Source organism: Streptomyces sp. NPDC087310 (assembly GCF_044744405.1).
Taxonomy (GTDB): Bacteria; Actinomycetota; Actinomycetes; order Streptomycetales; family Streptomycetaceae; genus Streptomyces.
The window spans coordinates 929,327-951,689 of the sequence record NZ_JBIUYF010000003.1 but is presented as its reverse complement, the minus strand read 5'-3'; the positions used below and the strand labels follow the sequence as shown (position 1 = coordinate 951,689).

Genomic DNA, 22,363 nt, shown 5'->3' with positions numbered 1-22,363 from the left:
ACTGAACGGCGCGGTACGCGCTCAGCCGCCGAGCACCCCCACGAAGGGCTCGCCCTCCCCCGCGAAGGTGTACGCCCCGCCCTCGACCCGCTCGATCAGGCCCCGTGTCCACTCCGCGCCCGAGTCCGCCGAGTGGACCCAGAAGTTCATGATCTCGCCGATGTGACCGAGCTGCTCGGGGCCCTCCTCGGGCACATAGGTCTCGGTCACCGCCGCCCGCCACGCCTCGATCGCGCGGACCCGCTCCTTCAGCAGCTCGACCACCTCGGCGCGCGGCAGGTCGAGCATGCAGCCGAGCCCGGCCGACAGGATGTCCATCTTCTGGTCGTACGAGGTCAGCGCGGCGCGCAGCAGCGTGAAGTACTCCGCCTGGCCGGCCTCCGTGATCTCGTACTCCGTCCGCGGCGGCCCGCCCGCCGTGCTCGGCGCGACCTCGTGCGCGAGCAGGACGCCCTGCTTCGCCAGTTGCTTCAGCGCGTGGTAGATCGAGCCCGGCTTGGCGTTGGACCACTCGTGGGCGCCCCAGTACTCCAGGTCGTTGCGGACCTGATAGCCGTGGGCCCGCCCGTGCTGACGGACCGCGGCGAGCACGAGCAAACGGATCGCTGACATGGGGCCAGGCTATGACCCCGGGGCGGCGCGCCCCCGGCGGGCCCCGCGCCGCCACCGTACGGGGGCCCGTAAGGACGGCTCAGCGGGGCCCGTACGGACCGCTCAGAGGAGGTACTCCGTGCGGCCGTGCTGCACCGAGATCCACTTCTGGGTGGTGAACGCCTCCACCGTCGAGTCCCCGTTGAGCCTGCCGAGCCCCGAGGACTTCTCCCCGCCGAAGGCCACCATCGGATCGTCCTGCACGGTCGAGCCGTTGACGTGCATCATGCCCGTGACGATCCGCTGCGCGAAGGAGACGCCCCGCTCCACGTTCGCCGTGTGCACGGCGCCGCTCAGCCCGTACGGGGTGTTGTTGGCGATCCGTACCGCCTCCTCCTCCCCGTCGAACGGGATCAGCAGCGCCACCGGGCCGAAGATCTCCTGCCCCAGCAGCGCCGAGTCGTCCGGCAGCCCGGTCAGCACGGTCGGCTCCACGAGATTGCCCCGCGTGCGCCCCCGTACGAGCGCCGTCGCGCCCTCCGCGAGGGCCTGGTCGACCAGCGCCGTCAGGGCGTCCGCCTGGAAGGTGTTGATCACCGGGCCGATCTGGGTCTCCGGATCGCGCGGGTCGCCGGTCCTGAGCGCCGACACCCGTGCCACGAACTTCTCGGTGAACGCCGCCTCCACGCTGCGGTCCACCAGGATCCGGTTGGCGGCCATGCAGACCTGGCCCTGGTAGGAGAACCGGCTGGCGACCGCCGCGTCCACCGCGTGGTCGAGACCGGCCTCGTCCAGGTCGTCGAGGACGACGAGGGCGCTGTTGCCGCTCAGTTCGAGCACGGTCCGCTTGAAGTGACCGGCCGCGACGGCGCTGATGTGGCGGCCCACCCGGTCCGAGCCCGCGAACGAGATCACCTTCGGGACGGGGTGCTCGATCAGCGCGTCGCCGATCTCCGCGATGTCCGTCACGAGGACGTTGAGCAGTCCGGCCGGCAGCTCCGCGTCCTCGAAGAGCTTGGCCAGCAGACCGCCCCCGGTGACCGGCGCGTTCTGGTTCGGCTTGATCACCACGGCGTTGCCGAGCGCGAGCGCGGGCGCCACCGACCTGATCGTTATCAGGAAGGGGAAGTTGAAGGGGCTGATCACACCGACGACGCCCACCGGCAGCCGGTAGACGCGGTTCTCCCTGCCCTCGACCGGGGACGGCAGGATCCGGCCCTCCGGGCGCAGCGAGAGCTGGATCGCCTCGCGCAGGAACTCCCGGGCCGCGCTGACCTCGTACCGCGCCTTGAGGCGGGTACCGCCCAGCTCGTCGACGATCGCCTCGACGATGTCGTCCTCGCGCTCCTCGACCAGTCTGAGCACCCGCTCGAAGACCGGCCTGCGCTGGTACGGGTTGGTCGCGGCCCACAGCCGCTGCGCGCGCTCGGCGGCGCGGTACGCCTCGTCGACCTCGCGGGCCGTCGCGACCGTGATGGCGGCGAGCTTCTCCCCGTTGTACGGGTTGAAGTCGATGATGTCCCACGAGCCGCTGCCGGTCCGCCACTCGCCGTCGATGTACTGGTGGGCCAGGTCGGTGAAGTAGGACATGCGATCCCTTACGGTGCGATCCCTTACGACGGGTGCGTACTCCTGATGCGATGTCATCGTACTGATGTCGTCAGATCAGTTGGAGCAGTCCGCGAAGGACATCGCGGCTCTCTTCGGGACCCGGGCTGTCCGACTGCAGTCGTTCCATCACCCGTTCGTACTGCGCGACCTCCTCGCCCTTGTCCAGATAGAGCGCGCTGGTGAGCTGCTCCAGGAAGACGACGTCGGAGAGGTCGGACTCGGGGAAGCTCAGCATGGTGAAGGCGCCGCTCTCGCCGGCGTGGCCGCCGAAGCTGAACGGCATCACCTGGAGCGTGATGTTCGGCTGCTCGGAGATCTCGATGAGGTGCTTGAGCTGCCCCTGCATGACGGCGCGGTCGCCGTAGGGCCGTCTCAGCGCCGCCTCGTCGAGCACGGCGTGGAAGCGGGGCGCGCGCTCGGAGACGAGGGCCTTCTGCCGCTCCAGCCTCAGGGCGACCCGGCGCTCGACCTCGGCGCAGGGGGCGTCGGGCTGGCCACGGGTGACGACGGCGTGCGCGTACGCCTCCGTCTGGAGCAGCCCGTGCACGAACTGCACCTCGTAGATACGGATGAGGGAGGCGGCGCCTTCGAGACCGATGTACGTCTGGAACCAGCCGGGCAGCACATCGCCGAAGCTGTGCCACCATCCCGCGACATTGGCCTCCCGGGCGAGGCCGAGCAGGGCGGCGCGCTCGCCCTCTTCGGCGACTCCGTAGAGAGTCAGCAGGTCCTCGATGTCCCTGGCCTTGAAGCTCACCCGTCCCAACTCCATACGGCTGATCTTGGACTCGGATGCGCGGATCGAGTAGCCCGCTGCCTCACGTGTGATGCCGCGCGACTCGCGCAGGCGTCTCAGTTGTGAGCCCAGCAGGATGCGCCGCACCACGGAACCGCCCGATTCGGCTGCGGTCACGTCTCCAACCCTCCCCATCGCATGTGGTTCTCCTCGGAGCACCCCCGAACTCCAAGTGCCGGATTCTGCCATCAAAACGCTTCGCCCCGTACTCATTCGATTACGGAAATAAGAAGGCTTTGCGGAGAGGGCGAAACTGGTCACAGGAAGAAATGGGCCAGAACCGGTACGGGAACGGTGAAGGCGGGCGCGTGCACGTGCATCTGCCCTTGCATCTGCCGTACGCATTCGGAACCATGGGCCCCGCGCACCTGCGTGCTGGATCGTGTGTGACGTGTTGTGCCGCCTGAACCACCCGCAGTATCGCTACGGCCGCGAACCCCGGGAGTGCTCGCATGGGGATGAATGGATCGACCATGCTTGAGCCTTTAAGGCAAGGGCTTCCCCCGATCGATCCCGCAGGGGCTGCGGGCTCGGCCTCGTGCGCCCTGCCCGCCCGTTACGAGGCGGTGCGCGGGGCCCGGCAGTTCACCCGGACCACGCTCTCCCAGTGGGAGCTGAGCGAGCGGTTCGACGATGTCGCGCTGGTCGTCTCCGAACTGGTCACGAACGCGCTGCGGCACGCCCTGCCGGCCGATACCCCGCGCGAGCCGCACGAGCCCCCCGTACGCCTGCATCTGATGCGGTGGTCGTCACGGCTGGTGTGCGCGGTACGGGACCCGAGCGTCACGAGCCCGGCGACCCGGGAGGCGGACGAGGACTGCGCGGCGGAGTCCGGCCGGGGGCTGTTCCTGGTGGAGTCGTTCAGCGACACGTGGGGGTGGCACCCGCTGGCCGGGTCGCTGCACGGCAAGGTCGTCTGGGCGCTGTTCCACCTGCCGACCGACCGGGCGCGCCGGGTCGACGACGGACCGGCCGACGGGACGACGGCGGACCGGCCGACGGGACGGTGACAGGGCGCCCGGGTGTCGACCGGGCGTGGAGCGCGAGGGCCTGCCGACTGGCCGGAAAACGTCGTCGGTAGGCCCTTTTCCCCGAAGAACGCGCCGATTGGTCTGGACCTTGTCCATGATTTTTCGGCCATGACAGAGCCAAATTTGGCGCGTTCTCATCGCACTGAGGTGCGAATCACCGTCGGTCAGGGGTGCGACCGTCGGTAACAAGCCATGCCTTCAGGCGCCCGCCACGAGATGGTCGAACTCGCCCGCCTTGGCGCCGATGAGCATCGACTCGATCTCGGCGAGGGTGTAGACGAGCGCGGGCCCGTCGGGGTGGCGTGAGTTGCGTACCGCCACGTCACCGCTCGGCAGCTTGGCGAACTCCACGCAGGACCCCTGGGAGTTGCTGTGCCGGCTCTTCTGCCAGACGACTCCGTGAAGCTCTGTGGCCGCTATGCCGTTGTACACGTGGTGCACAGGTCGCTCCCCGAGTTGCAAGGTGCAGGTGTCAACTGTCTCGGATCATAGCTGTGTTTCATGTGCCGATGCATGAGCAGATGCACGTGCACGCGGGGTGGTTCTTTGGTTACAGGTGTCCTTCCGGATACCCGCGCCCGCGTGCGGAGACGTGAATCCCCGCTCTACGGAAAGAGACGCGGAACTGGGCCCTGAGGATCCCTGTCAGGCCCAGTCTCCACATATTGGTCCAGTCCGCGACGACGGGGTCACGTCTCGCGGCTACCCCCGCGCGGACGAGCGACTCCCCCGGCCCGGACCCGAAGTGGCCGAACAGGGGCTGGACATCAGACCTCCAGGAAGGTGTCGAAGACGGGCGGCAGGCGCTTCCAGGCGGCGGGGCCGGCGCCGTACTCGGCATCGGTCAGCAGACAGGAGTCGAGCAGCCGCTCGATCCCGTCCCGGTCCAGGGCGGGCGAGACGAAGACCAGGTGCTGGCAGCGGTCACCGTGGCGCGGGTCCCAGTCCAGGGCGGCGGCGGCCCGGCGCAGCGGCGGTACGCCCTCCCAGTCGGCGTCGGCGAGCGACGCGAGCCAGGGCCCCGCGCTCTCCACGCAGAGCGCGCCGCCCGCGGCGTCCCAGGCCAGCAGGGTGTCGGGCCGGTCGGCGAGCCAGAACCGGCCGCGGCTGCGGACCGCGGCGCAGCACAGCTCCTCCAGCGCCTCGTAGAGCCGGCCGGGGTGGAAGGGGCGGCGGCGGTGCCAGACGTACGTGGCGACGCCGCGGTCGTCGGCCTCCTGCGGCAGCAGGGCGCAGGCCGGGTGCTGACGGGCGGCGGCGGCCTCGACGTCGAACCCGGCGAGGGCCGCGGCGGCGAGCGCGCCGGAACCGTCGCGGGCACCTGTGCCGGTGCTTGTACCTGTGCCGGTGCCGGTGCCCGCGCCCTCGCCGCCTTCCTCGATCGTCACGTGCTGCGCGGTCGGATGCAGTTGGGCGAGGAGCGCCCGGTCCTCGTCGTCCGCCAGCGGGCTGTGGGCGAGGGCGAGCACCGGCGCGTACTCCATCTGCCGCGCCCAGGTGTCGGCGATCGTCCGCCGGTCCGAGGCCGCGGCGGCGAGCCCGGCGTCCGCGAGGTCGTCGCCGTTGCCGAGGTAGGGCAGCACCAGCGCCGGGTCGACCGCCGTGATCACCGCGCTGACGACCAGCCCCTCCCCGTGCGCGGCCACGACCTCCGCCATCGCCCGGGGCTCGACGGAGTCCCAGAGTTCGACGATCGCGAGCCGGGTCGACCCGGCGTCCGCGAGGCGCTCCAGCTCCGGTACGAGATCCTCGCGCAGGGCGCAGCAGGCACAGTCGTTGACCAGGGGCGCATCCCCGTGGGACAGCGTCCCGGTGGCGTCGCGGACGGTCCGTACGACCGTGCCGCGCCCGGCCGTGGACAGGTCGTGGTGGAGCGCGACGCTGCCGGGCACGGTGTCCAGCAGCCGCCGCACGGCCGCCTTGCGCGCGTCGCTGTGCAGTCCGCCGACGATCGCGACGGGCAGGTCGGCCCCGCCCGCCATCAGCGGGCCCCTGGACGGCCGCGACCGTAACGGCGCTCGAAGCGCTCGACCCGGCCGGCGGTGTCCATGACGCGGGCGGTGCCCGTGTAGAAGGGGTGGCTCGCCGAGGAGATCTCCACGTCGATCACGGGGTAGATGGTGCCGTCCTCCCATACGACCGTTCTGCCGCTGCCGACGGCGGTCGACCGGGTCAGGAAGGCGAAGCCGGCCGCCTTGTCGCGGAAGACGACGTGCCGGTACGCGGGGTGGATTCCGGGCTTCATCTCAGTCGGTCCTCATGTCGTGGTGGTGAGCGTGCGGGGGGGGGGCGTGGACGCGTCGGGCGTCAGCGCTCTTCGCGGAAGTCGACGTGCCGGCGCAGGAGCGGGTCGTACTTGCGCAGCGTCATGCGGTCGGGGTCGTTACGGCGGTTCTTGCGGGTGACGTACGTGTAGCCGGTCCCGGCGGTGGAGCGGAGCTTGACGATCGGGCGGAGTTCGTTGCGGGCCATGGGGCTAGTATATGGAAATGGTTTCCATTTCCAAACAGCTCATCTCCCACGAGAGAGGGGTGTGACGTTGTCCGCCCACTGCCAGCTCACCGGGGCCAAGCCCGGCTTCGGCAACCAGATCTCCCACTCGCACCGGCGCACCTCCCGCCGCTTCGACCCCAACATCCAGCGCAAGCGCTACTGGCTCCCGAGCGAGGGCAGGCATGTCCGGCTCACGCTGAGCACGAAAGCGATCAAGACCGTCGACACGATCGGTATCGAGGCGGCCGTCGCCCGGATCCGTGCCCGCGGGGTGAAGGTCTGATGGCGAAGAAGAGCAAGATCGTCCGCAATGAGCGGCGCAAGCTGACCGTCGAGCGCTACGCCGTACGGCGGGCCGAACTGAAGGAGATCCTGCGGCACCCCGGCACCACCGCGGAGCAACGGATCGCGGCGGAGCGCGAGTTGCGGCGTCAGCCGCGCGACGCCAGCGCGACACGGGTGAGGAACCGCGACAGCGTGGACGGCCGGCCGCGCGGACACCTGCGGAAATTCGGCCTCTCCAGGGTCCGGCTGCGCGAACAGGCGCACGCCGGATTCCTTCCTGGCGTGCGCAAGTCGTCCTGGTAGCTTGGCGCGGTCTGGCCAACGGCCAGGCCCGACCACCGACCAGGGGGAGAAGAACGTGCAGAAGCTCGTACGGAACGGCGCCACCGCGGCCGGTCTCGTCGTCGCGCTCTCACTCGCGCTCACAGGGTGCGGCAGTGACAGCGGCAGCGGCGACGCGGGCAAGGACACCGGCGCCACCGCGCCGAGCGGTGACGCCTCGGGATCGGGCGCGGGCTCCGGCGCGGACGCCGCGAGCGTCGAGGGAACGTGGGCCGGGCTGACGGACGGCAAGTCGGTGGCGCTGGCCGTCTCCTCGGGGAAGGTCGCGCTCGTGGCCGCCGAGCACGTCTGCCAGGGCGCGGTGGAGGACATGAGCGGCGAGCCGATGCTCACGCTGAAGTGCGGCGACGGCAACACCGAGCGCACGATGGGCTCGATCGAGTCCAACGACGGCAAGACCCTGGTGATCTCCTGGACCGGCGGCACGAAGGACACCCTGAAGAAGACCGCGGCCGACTCGCTGCCGACCGGCCTTCCGACGGACCTTCCGACCGGCCTGCCCACGGATCTCCCGACGGACCTTCCGACCGGCTGACGTTCTCCCACCGGCTGACGTTTCCACCGGACGCTGGTCCTCACCGGCTGACGTTCCTCCGCCGGCCGCCGGTCACCGCGCGTGTCGCGCATGTCGCGTCAGGCCGACGGGCCCTGTTCCGGTGCGCGGGCCGCGGATCCCTTCGGGGGCCGCGGCCCGCCGCCGTTCCCGGCGCGGTCCTTGTCCGCGCCTTCGTCCGCGCCTCCCTCCAGGGCCTCCGACAGCTCCTCCAGCGCGTCGAGGAGCAGGCCGGCCCCGCCCCGTACGACCTGGTCGGGGACGCCTTCGCCGTCCCAGCGCGCCAGTTCCTCGCGGACCGCGTCCCAGCGCGGAACGCGTCGTTCCCGTACGTCCTTCGCGCCCTGTTCCGTGGCTTCCCGCAGCGTCTCGGCGAGCCCGGCCGCCGCCGGTACGGGCGTGGCGCCGCGCTCCGGAAGGTGCGCCTCCATCAGCATCGCGACCCGGGCGAGTTGGGCGAGCGCGTGCTCCGCGTGGTCGGCGGCGGTACGTGACAGGCCCCGGTGCCGCACCGGTTCGTGCGTGGCCCGCTCCTCGGAGGTGTGCCAGGCGACCCGCGCCGTACGGGTCGCGAGCAGGGACTCGCGCACCTCGCGCGCGTCAGGGCCGCCGCGGTCGCCGGGCCGGGCGTAGTGGCCGACGACCGCGGCGGCGTACCGCCCGTCCGCGAGCAGCCAGTCGGCGAGGCGGGCGCGCAGCCTCGGGGTCTCCCAGGCGGGGAAGACGGCGTACGCGATCATCGCGAGCAGCCCGCCGAGAAGGGTGAGCAGGGCCCGGTCCCGTACGGTCTGCGAGACCCCGGCCCCCGCCATGCCGAGCAGGAAGACGACATAGGCGGAGACGAAGATCTGGCTGATCGCATAGCCGGTGCGCAGCAGCAGATACATCAGGCCCGCGCTGACGACGGCGAGTGCGGCGGAGACGTAACCGCCGGGATGGGCGGCCTGGACGATGCCGGTGGCCAGCGCGACCCCGACGAGGGTGCCGCCGAAGCGGGCCACGGAGCGGCCGTACGTCTGGAGGAAGTCGGGGCGCATCACCATGACGACGGTCATGGGCGCCCAGTAGCCGTGGCCCAGCGGCAACGCGGCGCCGAGGACATACCCCGCGCAGGTGACGGCCGTGACGCGTACGGCGTGGCGCAGGATCGGGGAGTCGCGGTGGAGTTCGCCCCGTATGTCGCGCAGGACGACGGGGAGAAGGCGCAGCAGACTGGGGCGGTCGCGGTGGGTGGCCGGGCGGGGCGCCGGGCGGCCGTCGCCTGGCGGGCCGGTGTCCGTGTCGGTGTCCGTGTCGGTGTCCGCGTTCGTGTTCCCGTCCGTGTCCGCGTCCGTTTCGGTGTCCGTGTCCGTGGCGACGACGTCCGTCTCGACCACGTCGTCCAGCAGGTCGAGCAGCGAGACGAGCCGGGTGGCGGCGCGGTGGGCCGGGCCGGTGAGCAGCGTCTCCGTGTCGGGGGTCCGCAGGGCGGCGACCGCGGCGGGGGCGAGATGGACCGGCGTGCCGTGGCGGACGGCGCGCGCGGTGGAGTCCAGTACGGAACCGGCCGCGGCGAGGAGTTCCCGTACCCGGTCCCGCTCCGGGCCCTCCGCCTCGGCGCCCACCTCCGGATCGGCGAGCGAGGCGAGTACCGGCCTGATCCGCTCGGCGAGCCCGCGCGCGCCGTGCAGTTCGGCCGGGCGCCTGCGCGCCTGCCACGGGGTGACGGCGGCGGCGCTGCGGGCCGTCATCAGGGGCTCCGGGTCGAACGGGGCGGTCGGGTCGTGCCGCAGCCGGCGGGCGTAGTCGCCCAGCGCGGCGAGGGCGTCGGCGAGCGCGTCGCGCTGGAGCCCCCAGCGTCTGACGGGGAAGAGCACGATCATCCCGGCCTGGACGAGGCCACCGGCGGCGATCACGGCCGCGTGGCCGGCGGCGGTCGCGACGGAGGTCGGGAGGGTGATCGTCACCAGCATGATCGCGACATTGGACGACGCGATCACCCCCGCGGTCGGCCCGGCCGTCCAGGCGAGCCCGGCGAGGAAGGTCCAGAGCGCGAGGAGGGCGAGGAACAGCGCGAAGTGGGCGCCGGTGAGATAGCCGAGGAACGTACTGAGGGCGAGGCTCGCACCTGAGGCGAGCGCGAGCACCGGCCGGGGGCGCCAACTGCGCTGAAAGGTGGCGATCCCCGCCTGGAACGCGCCGAACGCGGCGCTGGCGGCGACGGTCGGGCCGAAGAGCGCGAGCGTGCCGCACACGACCACGGCGAGACCGGCGGCCCCGCGCAGCGCGACGAGCGGTTCGAGCCGCCGCCGCTCGATACTGAACCCGGAACGGGCGGTCTCCTTCAACGCCCGGAGCCAGCTCATGGGGTGAGGGTAGCGATTTCTCCCGGAATGGGGCGCTAAGAGGGAAGCGGCGTGGGAGGGATCGCAGGAGGAGTCCGGGTCAGGCGGGGCGGATGCGGCCGCGTCGGTCCGCGCCGCTCCTGCCGTCCTTACCGCCTCCGTCGCTCTTACCGCCTCCGCCGCTCTTACCGCTCTTGCCGCTCTTGCCGCTCTTGCCGCCTCCGTTGCCGGGCACGTGGGCCGCGTCCGCCGCCGAGACGCCGTGGCTCCAGCCCTCGGCGTCCGTCACGCCGCGCACGCGCGTCGCGACCGTCTCCGGGAACATCCGGTCCGCACGGTCGGTCACCGCGGCTTCCCGTGCCGCGAGGACCGGGAGCAGCCCGGAGCCGCCGCGCGCCGCTCCGTCGCCCGCCGCTCCTTCGCCCTCCGTCAGTTGCTCCGTGGCCTCGCCCGTCGCCTGTTCCGTCGCCGCCGCCAGGCGTTCGCCGAGGCGGTACGCGTACGCCATCAGGAACGACTGCCGGAAGGTCTTCGTCCGCTTGCGGCCGCCCGCGCGCTGGGCCGCCTCGGCGCGGGTCATCGCCGAGGTGCCCTGCACCAGCAGGGAGGTGTGGAGCAGTTCGACCGCCTCCAGGTCCGGCTCGAACCCGACGACCGTCGAGAAGCCGTACGCGCTGTTCCAGACCGCGCGGCAGCGGTTCGCCGAGGCGACCGCGTCGAGCAGGATCGCCTTCGCCGTCTCGTACGGGGCGTCCACGCCGATCCGGCACGCGCCGGGCACATCACCGCGGTGCGTACGGTCCGCGAGCAGCGCCTCGTCGATGCTGTGGCGCGCCATCAGCTCCTGCGCCTTGGCGGTGAGCGCCTCGGCCTCCTGCGGGAAACCGGTCGCCTCCGCCTTGGCGAGCAGCGCGCGGATCCGGGTGAGCATGCGCGGTTCGCCGTCGGCGGGCGGCAGATGGAGGGGCGTACCGGGCACCGGGCCGACCGGCTCGATCGCGGGCAGCCGGGCGAGCAGCAGATACAGCTCCAGGACGGTGGTGGCGTACGAGAAACGGTCCGCCCGGTACGGCCCGGCACCGCCCGCGCCGGGCCCCGACTCCTGGTCGAGGTCGGCGAGCTGGGCCGCCCAGCGCGGCGGCAGCCGCTCGTACCGCCGCGCCTCCCCTGCCGCCAGTTCGGCGAGGAGCCGTAGATGAGGTCCGTGCAGATCGCGGCGGACGAGGCGGGCCACGTCGGCGGGCTGCCAGCCGCGTTCCCAGGCCAGGCGCAGGAACTGCTCGCCGCGCCGCCGGAGTTCGGCGTCGGCGTCCGGGGCGGCGGCGAGGAGGGAGGCGCCGGTGTCGATGCCGTCGGGGCCCGTGGCGAGCATCGCGGCGACGGCGCGCTCGACCGTGCGCACGGGGTCGCCGGTGGCATGCTTCTCACTCATGCCGCGGCCTCGCGGTGCTCCATGGCCATGGGTTTCTCCTCCGACGACGTGCCGCGTGCCTCTCGTTCCCGATGGTCGCAGGTCCGGGGCCCGGGACCGTACCCGGCCGGGGGTGGGGGCCGTACCCGGCCGGGGGTGGGGGCCGCCCCGTCCCGCCTCGCCTTGCCTCGCCCCACCTTGTCCACAGCCTGTGGATATCCAACTGGCTGTCGGTGCCGCCGATTAGTCTGGGGGCTCCTGTCGACCGAGGGCTTTCATCCGAGGGCTCTCATCCGCGGAGGAGCATCCATGGGCGAGAACAAGCGACGCATGCTGGACGGCGAGTGGTACCTCCCCGACGACGAGGAGTTGGGGGCGGAGACCGAGCGCCGCTTCGCGCTCTGCGCGGCGTACAACGCGAACGGCGGCGCCGCGCCCGGCGAGCGCGCCAAGATCCTCGAGGAGCTGCTGGGTTCGGTGGGCGAGGACGTCCGGATCCGGCCGCCGTTCCAGTGCGACTACGGGACGTACATCACCGTGGGGGCCCGTACGTTCGTCAACTTCAACGCGGTCTTCCTGGACGCCGCGCCGATCACCATCGGCTCCGACGTCCAGATAGGCCCGAACGTCCAGCTCCTCACGCCCACCCATGAACTGGACACGGAGCGCCGCCGGGCGGGCTGGGAGAAGGCGTCACCGGTGACGATCGGGGACAACGTCTGGCTGGGCGGCGGGGTCATCGTCTGCCCCGGGGTCACCATCGGCGCGAACACGGTGGTCGGCGCGGGGTCGGTCGTCACGAAGGACCTGCCGGCGGGCGTCCTGGCCGTGGGGAACCCGGCGCGGGTCATACGCGAGCTGACCGGATCGGACGAGCACCCCGGCGTACGGCCCGGAGTACGGCCGGACGAGCGGCGGGACTGAGCCCGCCCCTCCCCACCTCCACGCCCGCGTCCACCACATCCGGGCGCCCTGTCCCTCCCCAGACACCCCGCGTCTCCCCGGGCGCCTACCTCTCCCCCGGTGCGAACTCGCACCACACCACCTTCCCCCGCGTGGGGCCGGTGTGGTCGCCCCAGTCCGAGGCCAGGGCGGTGACCAGGAGCAGCCCCCTGCCTTCGGTCGCCTCCGCGTCGACCGACTCGACGCCCGTCGGCCATCTCGGCGGCGTACGCGAGGGGTCGGCGACCTCGACGCGCAGGCAGCCGCCGTCCGGCGACCGCAGCAGGGCGAGGGTGACGGCGCCGCGTGTGCAGCCGCAGACGCAGACGCCGTGTTGCACGGCGTTGGTGACGAGTTCGCTGACCGCCAGTTCGACGGTGGCCGCGGCCTCACCGCCCACCCGGCGCAGGGCGAGCACCTCGCGGGTGTGGCGGCGGGCCCGTCCGGCCGCCTCCGGCTGGTGCCGGAGGGGGATCCGGGTGAGGGAGAGCCACGGCCGGCCGGAGTCGTAGACGTCGTGCGCAGGTCCACTGTCAGTGAGCATCGCTACCCTCGGACATCAATAGATCACAGAGGGCAACCTATCGTGCATGAGAGGAGCGCCGCCGTGCCACATCACCGCTTCCGGGCCCTGTCGGGCCGGGCGATCCGACGCGCCCGGCCCGACGACCGGCTCCGTCCCTCAGGGCGTGATCACGAGCTTTCCGCCCGCGTGCCCCTCCTCGCTCGCCTCCTGCGCCTTCGCGGCCTCCTCAAGGGGGAAGGTCCCCGCGATCCGCACGCGCAGCGCGCCCTCCGTCGCCAGCCGGGCGTTCTCCGCCAGGCCGGCGCGCTGCTCCTCGGGCGGCGTGCCGCCGGAGGAGAAGGTCACCCCCAGCTCCTGCGCGGCCATGTCGGCGATGGTGACGATCCGGTCCGTGGTGCCGCCGCGCAGTTCGATCGAGGCGGGCAGCGCCCCCTTCCCCGACACGTCGAAGACGGCGTCGATCCCCTGGGGCGCCGCCGCGCGGACCCGCTCGACCAGGCCGTCTCCGTACTCCACGGGTACGGCGCCGAGCGAGCGTACGTAGTCGTGGTTGGCCGGGGAGGCCGTGCCGATCACGGTGGCGCCGCGCGCCACCGCGAGCTGGGCGGCCACGGCGCCGACACTGCCCGCCGCGCCGTGCAGCAGCAGGGTCTCGCCGTCCCGGACCCCGAGCGCGTCGAGGACGCGCAGCGCGGTCTCCCCCGCCACGGGGAGCGCCGCGGCCTCGTCCCAGCTCAGTCCCGCGGGCTTGGCGACGACGATGCCGGCCAGGGCGTACGGGGCGTAGGCGCCGGTGGCGGACCAGCCCAGCACCTCGTCGCCGACGGCGAAGTCGGTCACCCCTTCCCCGGTCTCGTCCACGATCCCGGCGAACTCCACGCCGGGGACGGCGGGGAGCTGGGTGGGAAAGGCCGCTTCCATCCATCCGTGGCGGATCTTGTAGTCCACCGGGTTGACGCCGGCGGCCCGTACGGCCACCCGGACCTCACCGGGGCCCGCGTGCGGCTCGTCCACCTCCTGGACGTGCAGCACCTCGGGCCCGCCGAACTCCTCGAAAACGACCGCGCGCATCTGAACCTCCACAGATCTCATGTGCTCTACATGTCCTGCGTGCTCTACGTGCTCTACATGTCCTGCGTGCTCTACATGTCTTGCGTGCTCTGCATGCTCTGTGTGCTGTACGTGCTCTGCGTGATGTGCGGGCCCCGTGGGCCCGTCGGAGCTGTCAACACCCGGTCCGGTGCCCGTGTTCCGACTTCAGGACCGATCTTCCCGGTGACCGGACGCGTCCGCCTCCCGGGCGGCCGGCGCGCGGTGCCGGGCCGGTGCCGAAGGCCGTTGTCAGACCCTCCTGCGAGACTCGCTCCCATGACCGGACGATGGGCGGTGGCTCCGACGGACGGCGGCGGCGCGCTGCTCGTCCCGCTGGGCGAGGACGGCCGGGCGGCCGGCCCCGTACTGCGGGAGCCGGATCTCGTCACGGCGGTCGGGGCGCGCCTGCCCGAGGTGGAGCGCTGGGTGTGGCGGGCCACCTCGCTGGTGTATCCGCGGCTGCTGGCGGCGGGGGTTCGGGTCGAGCGGTGTTACGACATCGAGGCGAGCGAGTCGCTGTTGCTGGCCCACGAGGGGCGGCTCGGGGAGCCCCGGTCGGCGGCGGCCGCCTGGGCGCGGTTGCGGAACGGGCCGGTGCCGCCCGACCCGCCGCCCCGCTCGGCGGAGCCGGGCTCGCAGTCCTCGCTCTTCGAGCCGCGCGCGGGGGCGGAGATCCCGTTCGAGGCGCTGGTGGAGGTGTACGCGGAGCAGCAGCGGCGGCACTCGGCGGCCGAGCACCCCGGGCGGATGCGGCTGCTCACCGCGTCCGAGTCGGCGGGCATGCTGGTGGCCGCCGAGATGCACAGGGCGGGGCTGCCCTGGCGGGCGGACGTGCACCGGGAGGTGCTGCGCGAGCTGCTCGGCGAGCGGTACGCGGGCGGGGGCGAGCCGCGGCGGCTGGCGGAGCTGGCGGACGCGGTGTCGGAGGCGTTCGGCCGGCGGGTGCGGCCGGACCTGCCGGCGGACGTGGTGAAGGCGTTCGCCCAGGCGGGCATCCGGGTGAAGTCGACGCGGCGCTGGGAGCTGGCGGAGATCGGCCATCCGGCGGTGGAGCCGCTGATCGAGTACAAGAAGCTGTACCGGATCTGGACGGCGCACGGCTGGAGCTGGCTCCAGGACTGGGTACGGGACGGCCGGTTCCGCCCGGAGTACCAGCCGGGCGGTACGGTCTCGGGTCGCTGGACCACCAACGGCGGCGGGGCGCTCCAGATCCCCCGGGTGATCCGCCGGGCGGTCGTCGCCGACGAGGGGTGGCGTCTGGTGGTGGCGGACGCCGACCAGATGGAGCCGCGCGTCCTGGCGGCGATCTCCCGCGACCCGGGGCTGATGGAGGTGGCGGGCCATCCCGGCGATCTGTACACGGCCCTGTCCGACCGGGGGTTCTCGGGCGACCGGGAGCACGCGAAGCTCGCCCTGCTGGGAGCGATCTACGGCCAGACGTCCGGCGACGGGCTGAAGAATCTGGCGGCGCTGCGCCGGAGGTTCCCGCTCGCCGTGGCGTATGTGGACGACGCGGCCAGGGCGGGCGAGGAAGGCAGGATCGTACGGACCTGGCTCGGGCGGACGAGTCCGCGCGCGGCCGGGGCGGAGGACGACGAGGCCGGGATTCCGCAGGAGATACCGGAGCCGGCCGGCCCGGCGTCCGCCGACTCCTCCGGCGGTGACTTCACCCCCGGGTACGCCTCGTCGAACGGCCGGGCCCGTGGCCGCTTCACCCGTAACTTCGTCGTGCAGGGCAGCGCGGCCGACTGGGCGCTGCTGATGCTGGCGGCGCTGCGCCGGGCGATCACGGGGATGCGCGCCGAGCTGGTCTTCTTCCAGCACGACGAGGTGATCGTGCACTGCCCGGCGGAGGAGGCCGAGGCGGTGGCGGAGGCGATCGACGCGGCCGGGGCGCTGGCCGGGAGGATCGCCTTCGGCGAGACGCCGGTGCGGTTCACGTTCACGACGGCGACGGTGGAGCGGTACTCCGACGCGAAGTGAGCGGTGAACCGCCGGCGTTCCGTCTCAGCCGAGCCACTTCTCGCTGGTCGCGATCGCGGTGAGCTGTTCGAGGGTGAGCGCGGGCGTCGCGCGGGTGGCCGGGGTGTTCTGGGCACCGGAGTTGAAGGCGGAGACGACGACCCGCAGCCCGTCGGGCCTGATGGTGTCGACGGTCCACTGCACGACACCGGCGCCGCCCTTCTCGCCCCTCTGCTTCGTCGCCTTCACCTGCGTACCGTCCGGCAGGGTCGTGGCACCGCCGAACAACTCGCCCACGGTGCCCGACATGCCGGGCTGCACATTGATCTGGACGAGGCCGCGCCCCTTGCCGTCGTCGACCACGGCGTACGCGAATTCGTTCTCCTGCCGGCCCTGGTCGTACACCTTCAGCCCGGTGGGCAGCAGGGAGGTGAACACCGTACCGACCTGTACGTCGCCCCGCCCGGCCGAACCGCCGTCGTCACCACCACCACCGCCGGGCCCCCTGCCGCGCGGCGGCGCGGGCAGCCGGGCCGCCGTTCCGCGCCACTCGTCCGAGGTGACCAGCGCCTTCAGCCGCGCCCGGTCCAGCGGCGGATCCGGCCGGCTGATCTCCGCACCCTTCTCCGCCGGGGCGTTGTACTCGCTCGCGTCGACCAGGAACCCGTCCGAGGTCAGCAGCACGGCCCGCCAGTTCTTGGTGTCCTCGCGCCGGTCCGGATACACGTATCCCTGGAGGATCATGAGCTGGGAGCCGTCGGTCAGTTCGGTGGTGTCGCAGGAGTCGTACGGCGTGTAGGCGCGGGCCGGACAGGTGACCTGGTCGCCGGCCTCCGTGGCGTTCACGCGGGAGAGCCCGACCGAGACCTCGGCCCTGCCCTCGCCGTCGTCGAAGACGCCGCGCACCGCCGCCCCGCCGTTCCGGCTCTCCGCCGCGTCGCTCAGCTCACCCTCGGGGAGCAGGCGCGCCAGCGCCCCGGTCAGGCCCCCGCCCGAGGCCGCCCGGGCCCCGGTGACCAGCGCCCGGGGCCCGGCGGTCGCGGTCGCGGTCGCGGCCCCGGACGCGGTGGTGCTGTCCGCCGCCGTACCGCCGGGCAGCCGGTCCCCGTACATCCCGCCCAACCCGACCGTGCCCAGCACGAGCGCGCCGCCCGTCACCACGGCGATGCGCCGCCGGGCCAGTCTGCGGCGGCCCCGGCGCAGCCCGGCGTCGACCAGGGCCGCCCGGTCGACGGGCGTGAAGCCGCTGCCCGTACGGTGCAGCGCCTCGCCGAGTTCGCCCTCGAACGGTGCTGTTTCCGACGTTTCACATGGTTTGTGCGCATGTTCCGAGGGCATGGTCGACCCCACTTCTCTCTCGTTTCCCACTGGACAGGATCAGTTGCCGGAGATCTCGTCAGGCCGCGAACTCGGCGTAGTGACCACCGAGTTGCTCCCGGAGTTTCGCGAGGGCGCGCACCGACCGGGTGCGTACGGCGGCGGAGCTGACGTTCATGGCCTCGGCCGTCTCCTCGACGCTGCGGTCCTCCCAGTACCGCAGCACCACCACCGCGCGGTCCTTGGGCGCGAGTCGCCCGAGCGCGCCGAGCAGGGCGATCCGCAGCGCCGGATCGTCGTCCGGGCCGCCGGAACCACCGGGTCCGCCTGTCCCCGGGGCGGGCTCGGGGATCTCCCCGAGCGGTCTCTCACCGGCCGAACGGCGCCGCTGGTGGGTGAGGAACGTACGGACGAGGACGGTCTGGGCGTACGCCGCCGGGTTGTCGATCCGGGAGACGCGTCCCCACAGCGCGTACATCCGGCCGAGCGTCTCCTGCACCAGGTCCTCGGCCAGGTAGGTGTCACCGCCGGCCAACAGGCAGGCGGAGCGGAAGAGTTGGTTCGTACGACCGGCCGCGAACTCCCGGAAGTCCTCCTCCCGGGAGGTACGGGCCGCACGAGCGGTCCCTCTGCCCGTACGCACCGCACCTCCCGTCCACCCCGTCCACGCCGTGCGCCGCATCGACTCCCCCGTCTCCCCCGTGGCGCCCGGTTCCCCCGCGTCCGCCCCGCCTTCCACCTCATTGACGCGATGGCCCGGCGGAAATGTTTCAGCGGCCGGAGAAAAAGCCGAAGGCCCACTCGGCGACCCCGTCCGACCTGCGGAAACCATCGGCTGCGGACACGGTGGTATCGCTGCTCCCACCGTCAGGGCTGGCGGTCACCGGGCTCCGGCGAGGATCATCACGCACGCGGCACTCCCCCCGAACCGGAGGCAGTCATGACCATGCCCTACCTCGCACAACCCGATCAGCAGCAGAAGCTCGAATGGCTGGACGGCGGGCAGTTCGCCGTCCTCCTGGACAGCGCGGCCACCGACGGGCAGCTCACCGTCGGGCGGTTCACGGTCAGCAAGGGCGAAGCGCCGCCGTACCACCTGCACACCCGTGAGGACGAGGTCTTCATGCTCATCAAGGGCAGTGCGCTGCTGTGGTGCGACGACGAGGAGATGGAGCTGACGGAGGGCGGCATCGTCTTCCTGCCCCGGAACGTCCCCCACGGCTACCGGATCACGTCGGACACCGCCGACCTGCTGATGATGGCCACGCCCGCGGGCATCGAAGGCATGTTCCGGCACGCCGGACGTGACATGGCGACGCCCCGGCCCGAGGGGTACGAGATCTCGACGGACCTGATGGCGGAGGCCGCGGACCTGTACGGCCAGATCGTCGTCGGCCCGCCGCGCTGACCGCGGCGGCCGTCACCGTCGCGGACCGGGGTGGCGCCCGGTGCGCCGGGCGCCTAAGCGGGGAGGAGCCCCCACGTCCGCGAGGCGCGAGGCGTGAGACGTGAGACGTGAGGGCTCCTGTCGGGCGTCGGAATGCCTGTCCGGCGTCGGAATGCCCGTCAGGCGTTCGGGTCGAACGGGATGGCGGCCGGCTTGGCCTTCTCCAGGTGGCTGTTGAAGCTGCCGTCCTTGAGGCCGAAGTTGGCGCTGCCGAAATTGGCCTGGCTGAGCTTGTCGCGCAGGCCCGCGGGGTAGCCGTTCCAGCCGACGAGGCTGGGGTACTGCCAGGCGCGGTAGTGGTTCTCCGGCGGCTCGTCGTTGGCGTTGGCGGCGCGGAAGGCGTGCGTGCTCAGGCCGTCCTTGTGGTAAACGATCTTGGGGTGCGCGCCGTCCCAGCGGATCTGGTCGCGGTTGTGGACGGTGAATCCGCCGTGCGCGGAGGTGGAGACGTACTGGGCCTGGTTGTTCTGCACCCACACCACGACGTGCTCCCAGTCGTGGCGGTGCCCGCCGATCGACGCCTGGTCCTTCTCGAAGTAGAGGCCGTACATGATCGCGCACCAGCCGTTGTTGCACTTGGAGCGCGCGTACCCGTTGGTGTTGTCGAGGTCCGCCTGGTCGCGGCACTCGCCCTGGGGCGCGCCCGACGGGTTGAGGCCGCCGTTGAGGGTGCCGTCGGGCCCGATGGCCGGGGTGGGGTAGCAGCCGTCGGTGTCGTAGTCGTAGGCGGGCTGGTACGCGCGCTCCAGCTCGTCCGCGTTGGCGGACAGGGCCGCCGGAGGGGCGGCGAAAGCGCTGCCCGGGAGGGCGATGACCAGCGCGACGGCGCTGCCGAGGGTGAGGGCGGCCTTAACCATGGGCGAGCTTCTCTTCACTGCGTCCTCCTGATGGACCGCGACGTGGGGCCGACGGCCTTACTGACATGCCCACTTCATACACGGGAACTCCGGCACATGACAGCTCGTTACGAACGAAACAGAGCCTTGGGCAGAGCAACGAACAGCAGCAGAAGCCGAGTTGACGTCGAACCGACGTCGAGCTGAAGCCGGTTCGGAGCCCCGCCGGCCGAGTTCTCCCCTGAGTCACCGAGTCCGCAGCGTTCCCCGCTTCCCCCCACCCCACGTCTCACGGAGGCCCTGAACCATGACCCGGAACCACCCCCACCAACACCCCCAGCAGCCCCGCACCGCGTCCGCGCCGTCCCGGCGCGCCGTGCTCGGCGGCACCGCCCTCGCGGCGCTCGCCCTGACGGCCGGCACCGGCCCGGCGAGCGCCGCCACCGGCGCCCCGGCCGCCGCGTGGCCGACCGAGTTCCCGCTGCCCGACGGCTTCCTCCCCGAGGGGATCACCATCGGGAGCAGGCCGTACGCGTACATGGGCTCGCGCGCCAACGGCGCCGTGTACCGCACCGATCTGCGCACCGGCGAGGGCGCGGTCCTCTACCCGGGCGAGACGGGCACGGCGGCCGTCGGGGTCGAACTGGACGAGGACGGGCTGCTCTACGTCGCCGGAGGCGGCGGCGGATCGGCGAGGGTCCTCGACACCCGTACCGGCCGCCTCGTGGCCACGTACCAGCCGACGCCCGCGACCGGACACTTCATCAACGATGTGATCCTGCTCGGCGACCGCGCCTGGTTCACCGACTCACGCGACAGCGTGCTGTACGGCGTCCCGCGCGGCCGGGCGCGAGCGGCCGGGGGCAGGGGAGAGATCCGCAGCCTTCCCCTCGGCGGCGACTGGGTGCAGACACCCGAGGTGAACAACGCCAACGGCATCGTCACCGCCCCCGGCGGCCGAGGGCTGATCGTCGTCAGCAGCCAGCCCGGCAGGCTCTACCACGTGGAGCTGACGACCGGCCACGCGACGGAGATAGCCCTGAAGGGCGCGGCGGACGTCGCCAACGGCGACGGTCTCCTCCGGCTCGGCCGCACGCTGTACGTCGTACAGAACCGGCTGAACCTCATCAGCGTGTTCACACTCGACGCGGGGCTCCGCTCCGCCACCCTGCGCCGCACGATCACCGACCCGCGCTTCGACGTCCCCACCACCGTCGCCCGCTGGGACGACCGCCTCTACCTGGTCAACGCCCGCTTCACCACGCCGCAGACGCCCGAGACGACGTTCAACGGCGTCGCCGTTCCGCTCTGACGCGTCCTGCTCCGACGCGTCCCGACCAGTCCGGTCCAATCCAGTCCGGTGCCGGCCCGTGGCGCCCCGGCCCCCGATGTACGGGGCCGGCGCCACGGCCGTCTCCGCGGTCTTCCACCGTCCGCGCCGTCCTCAGTGCGTACGGAACAGCATGCTCAGTGCGTACGGAACAGCCCGAGCCGCTGTTCGCCGACCCGGGCGCGCAGCGCGGGGTCCTCCACCCCGAGGCCGTCCTTGGGTGCCAGGCAGCGGATGCCGACCTTGCCGGCGTGCCTGCCGAGCTGGACGGCCCTGGTCGCCTCGCCCGCCTCGGTGAGCGGATAGGTGACCGACAGCGTCGGCACGATCATCCCCAGGCTGAGCAGGCGGTTGGCCTCATGTGCCTCGGCCGTGTTCGCGCCGTGGCTGCCGACGATGCGCTTGACCTTCATCCACAGGTAGCGGTTGTCGTAGTCGTGCTGATACCCGCTGCTGGAACCGCAGGTCACGACGGTGCCGCCGCGCCGCGCGAGATAGACGGACGCGCCGAACGTCTCCTGGCCGGTGTGCTCGAACACGATGTGCGGGTCCTCGCCGACGAGCCCGCGGATCGCCTCGCCCATCCGCCGCAGCACCTTCGGGTTCTTGAGGCCGCCCGGCGCGTTCATGAACTCCTGCCGGTTGATGACCGCTTCGCAGCCGAGTTCCCGCAGGAGGCCGACGCGCTCCTCGGAGCCGACCATGGCGACCGGTATCCCGCCGCCGTTCTTCACCATCTGCACGGCGTAGCCGCCGAGGCCGCCCGCGGCGCCCCAGATGAGCACGATGTCGCCCTGTTTCATCTGCGCGCCGTTGGGGCTGACCAGCATCCGGTACGCGGTCATCCCGCACAGCATGTTGGCCGCGGACTCCTCCCACGTCAGATGCGCGGGCTTGCGCAGGAGCTGATTCGCCTTCACCACGGCGAAATCGGCCATCCCGCCGAAGTTCGTCTCGTACCCCCAGGCGAGGATGTCGTCGGCGATCATGCCGTCACCGGATCCTGAGGTCACCTGGCCGCTGGTGTAGGTCGGGCTGACGACCACCCGGTCACCCGGCACCCAGTTCTCCACGGCCGCCCCTGTCCGTACGATCACGCCCGACGCGTCGGAGCCGATCACCTGCTCGGGGCGGTCGTGGCGCGCGGCGCGCGCGTTCTGCCGGCCGATGCGCTCCAGGAAGGCGAAGGTCGGGACCGGCCTGAACGTGGCCGACCACACGGTGTTGAAGTTGACCGCCGAGGCCATCACCGCCATCAGCACCTCGTCGGGCGCGAGTTCGGGCATGGCGACCTCGCCCACGTGGACGGACCGGCGGACGTCGGGATTCCGCTCGTCGGCACCGAACATGCTGACGTCCTGCTTACGGATGTAGGCCGCCCGGTAGCGGTCCGGCACCGGGAGCCCGGCGAGCCGCTCGCCGGGAGCGTCGGCCAGCACGGCCTCGATGAGTTCGGACATGGGGCACCCTCCAG

The 22,363-nt window shown here is 72.2% G+C and carries 23 protein-coding genes; 8 read left to right on the top strand and 15 right to left on the bottom strand.

Translation table 11 applies throughout. From position 1 onward, the window contains the following. Positions 1–21: 21 nt before the first annotated feature. The 3 genes from ACIO3P_RS14710 to ACIO3P_RS14700 all read right to left on the bottom strand — a co-directional run bounded on the left by ACIO3P_RS14710 (position 22) and on the right by ACIO3P_RS14700 (position 3,133). Positions 22–612: a PadR family transcriptional regulator gene (locus ACIO3P_RS14710; RefSeq protein WP_329822215.1), complete on the bottom strand. Its 591-nt coding sequence runs from the start codon at positions 610–612 to the stop codon at positions 22–24. Between the two features lie 102 nt (positions 613–714). Further along, positions 715–2,181: an aldehyde dehydrogenase family protein gene (locus tag ACIO3P_RS14705; protein WP_329822216.1), complete on the bottom strand. Its 1,467-nt coding sequence runs from the start codon at positions 2,179–2,181 to the stop codon at positions 715–717. 70 nt (positions 2,182–2,251) lie between these two features. Further along, on the bottom strand, positions 2,252–3,133 hold the full coding sequence (locus ACIO3P_RS14700) for a helix-turn-helix transcriptional regulator (protein ID WP_329822217.1): 882 nt from the start codon (positions 3,131–3,133) through the stop codon (positions 2,252–2,254). A 317-nt stretch (positions 3,134–3,450) separates the two neighbouring features. Here ACIO3P_RS14700 and ACIO3P_RS14695 point away from each other — a divergent pair, with 317 nt between their 5' ends. Then, on the top strand, positions 3,451–4,008 hold the full coding sequence (locus ACIO3P_RS14695; RefSeq protein ID WP_401849483.1) for an ATP-binding protein: 558 nt from the start codon (positions 3,451–3,453) through the stop codon (positions 4,006–4,008). A 219-nt stretch (positions 4,009–4,227) separates the two neighbouring features. On the opposite strand, the gene ACIO3P_RS14690 is transcribed toward ACIO3P_RS14695, so the two are convergent. The 4 genes from ACIO3P_RS14690 to rpmG form a co-directional block, all read right to left on the bottom strand. Next, the gene (locus ACIO3P_RS14690; RefSeq protein ID WP_329822219.1) at positions 4,228–4,470 is read right to left on the bottom strand and encodes a DUF397 domain-containing protein; all 243 of its coding nucleotides are present in this window, start codon (positions 4,468–4,470) and stop codon (positions 4,228–4,230) included. A 326-nt stretch (positions 4,471–4,796) separates the two neighbouring features. Next, the gene (locus ACIO3P_RS14685; protein ID WP_401849482.1) at positions 4,797–6,011 is read right to left on the bottom strand and encodes a CobW family GTP-binding protein; all 1,215 of its coding nucleotides are present in this window, start codon (positions 6,009–6,011) and stop codon (positions 4,797–4,799) included. Then, on the bottom strand, positions 6,011–6,274 hold the full coding sequence (locus tag ACIO3P_RS14680; RefSeq protein WP_401849480.1) for a type B 50S ribosomal protein L31: 264 nt from the start codon (positions 6,272–6,274) through the stop codon (positions 6,011–6,013). Before ACIO3P_RS14680 ends, ACIO3P_RS14685 begins: the two co-directional genes overlap by 1 nt. Before the next feature lie 62 nt (positions 6,275–6,336). Further along, positions 6,337–6,501, bottom strand: coding sequence for a 50S ribosomal protein L33 (gene rpmG, locus ACIO3P_RS14675; protein ID WP_329822222.1), 165 nt, complete (start codon positions 6,499–6,501; stop codon positions 6,337–6,339). Positions 6,502–6,568: 67 nt separating this feature from the next. On the opposite strand from rpmG, the gene rpmB reads away from it, so the two are divergent. The 3 genes from rpmB to ACIO3P_RS14660 are packed head-to-tail and all read left to right on the top strand — an operon-like array spanning position 6,569 to position 7,684. Beyond that, entirely contained in the window at positions 6,569–6,805 is a 237-nt protein-coding gene (rpmB, locus tag ACIO3P_RS14670) for a 50S ribosomal protein L28 (protein ID WP_329822244.1), read from the top strand. Beyond that, on the top strand, positions 6,805–7,110 hold the full coding sequence (rpsN, locus tag ACIO3P_RS14665; RefSeq protein ID WP_329822223.1) for a 30S ribosomal protein S14: 306 nt from the start codon (positions 6,805–6,807) through the stop codon (positions 7,108–7,110). Before rpmB ends, rpsN begins: the two co-directional genes overlap by 1 nt. Positions 7,111–7,165: 55 nt before the next feature. Continuing rightward, a complete protein-coding gene (locus tag ACIO3P_RS14660; RefSeq protein ID WP_329822224.1) occupies positions 7,166–7,684 on the top strand; it encodes a hypothetical protein in 519 nt (172 codons plus the stop codon). A 98-nt stretch (positions 7,685–7,782) separates the two neighbouring features. Here ACIO3P_RS14660 and ACIO3P_RS14655 read toward each other — a convergent pair whose 3' ends face one another. Then, a complete protein-coding gene (locus ACIO3P_RS14655; RefSeq protein WP_401849479.1) occupies positions 7,783–10,047 on the bottom strand; it encodes an FUSC family protein in 2,265 nt (754 codons plus the stop codon). A gap of 79 nt (positions 10,048–10,126) precedes the next feature. Next, entirely contained in the window at positions 10,127–11,458 is a 1,332-nt protein-coding gene (locus ACIO3P_RS14650) for a DUF2786 domain-containing protein (protein ID WP_401849478.1), read from the bottom strand. A gap of 288 nt (positions 11,459–11,746) precedes the next feature. Between ACIO3P_RS14650 and ACIO3P_RS14645 the strand changes: the two genes are divergently transcribed. Next, a complete protein-coding gene (locus ACIO3P_RS14645; protein WP_401849477.1) occupies positions 11,747–12,361 on the top strand; it encodes a sugar O-acetyltransferase in 615 nt (204 codons plus the stop codon). Positions 12,362–12,446: 85 nt separating this feature from the next. Here the strand turns inward: ACIO3P_RS14645 and ACIO3P_RS14640 are convergent, their stop codons facing one another. Both ACIO3P_RS14640 and ACIO3P_RS14635 read right to left on the bottom strand, forming a co-directional pair. Continuing rightward, positions 12,447–12,923 (bottom strand): ATP-binding protein, encoded by a 477-nt coding sequence (locus tag ACIO3P_RS14640; protein WP_401791925.1) that lies wholly within the window; start codon positions 12,921–12,923, stop codon positions 12,447–12,449. 138 nt (positions 12,924–13,061) lie between these two features. Further along, positions 13,062–13,976, bottom strand: a complete 915-nt coding sequence (locus ACIO3P_RS14635; RefSeq protein ID WP_401849476.1) for an NADP-dependent oxidoreductase — start codon at positions 13,974–13,976, stop codon at positions 13,062–13,064. Positions 13,977–14,273: 297 nt separating this feature from the next. Here ACIO3P_RS14635 and ACIO3P_RS14630 point away from each other — a divergent pair, with 297 nt between their 5' ends. Next, on the top strand, positions 14,274–15,980 hold the full coding sequence (locus ACIO3P_RS14630; RefSeq protein ID WP_329822230.1) for a bifunctional 3'-5' exonuclease/DNA polymerase: 1,707 nt from the start codon (positions 14,274–14,276) through the stop codon (positions 15,978–15,980). A gap of 24 nt (positions 15,981–16,004) precedes the next feature. Here the strand turns inward: ACIO3P_RS14630 and ACIO3P_RS14625 are convergent, their stop codons facing one another. Beyond that, on the bottom strand, positions 16,005–17,297 hold the full coding sequence (locus ACIO3P_RS14625; RefSeq protein ID WP_401849475.1) for a hypothetical protein: 1,293 nt from the start codon (positions 17,295–17,297) through the stop codon (positions 16,005–16,007). A 58-nt stretch (positions 17,298–17,355) separates the two neighbouring features. Further along, positions 17,356–17,919 (bottom strand): SigE family RNA polymerase sigma factor, encoded by a 564-nt coding sequence (locus ACIO3P_RS14620; protein ID WP_329822232.1) that lies wholly within the window; start codon positions 17,917–17,919, stop codon positions 17,356–17,358. Positions 17,920–18,216: 297 nt separating this feature from the next. Here ACIO3P_RS14620 and ACIO3P_RS14615 point away from each other — a divergent pair, with 297 nt between their 5' ends. Next, positions 18,217–18,684 (top strand): cupin domain-containing protein, encoded by a 468-nt coding sequence (locus ACIO3P_RS14615; protein WP_401849474.1) that lies wholly within the window; start codon positions 18,217–18,219, stop codon positions 18,682–18,684. A 158-nt stretch (positions 18,685–18,842) separates the two neighbouring features. On the opposite strand, the gene ACIO3P_RS14610 is transcribed toward ACIO3P_RS14615, so the two are convergent. After that, on the bottom strand, positions 18,843–19,580 hold the full coding sequence (locus tag ACIO3P_RS14610; RefSeq protein WP_401791917.1) for an NPP1 family protein: 738 nt from the start codon (positions 19,578–19,580) through the stop codon (positions 18,843–18,845). Positions 19,581–19,866: 286 nt separating this feature from the next. Here ACIO3P_RS14610 and ACIO3P_RS14605 point away from each other — a divergent pair, with 286 nt between their 5' ends. Then, entirely contained in the window at positions 19,867–20,871 is a 1,005-nt protein-coding gene (locus tag ACIO3P_RS14605) for a superoxide dismutase (protein WP_401849473.1), read from the top strand. Positions 20,872–21,026: 155 nt separating this feature from the next. Here ACIO3P_RS14605 and ccrA read toward each other — a convergent pair whose 3' ends face one another. Beyond that, positions 21,027–22,349: a crotonyl-CoA carboxylase/reductase gene (gene ccrA, locus ACIO3P_RS14600; RefSeq protein WP_329822236.1), complete on the bottom strand. Its 1,323-nt coding sequence runs from the start codon at positions 22,347–22,349 to the stop codon at positions 21,027–21,029. Positions 22,350–22,363 lie beyond the last annotated feature (14 nt).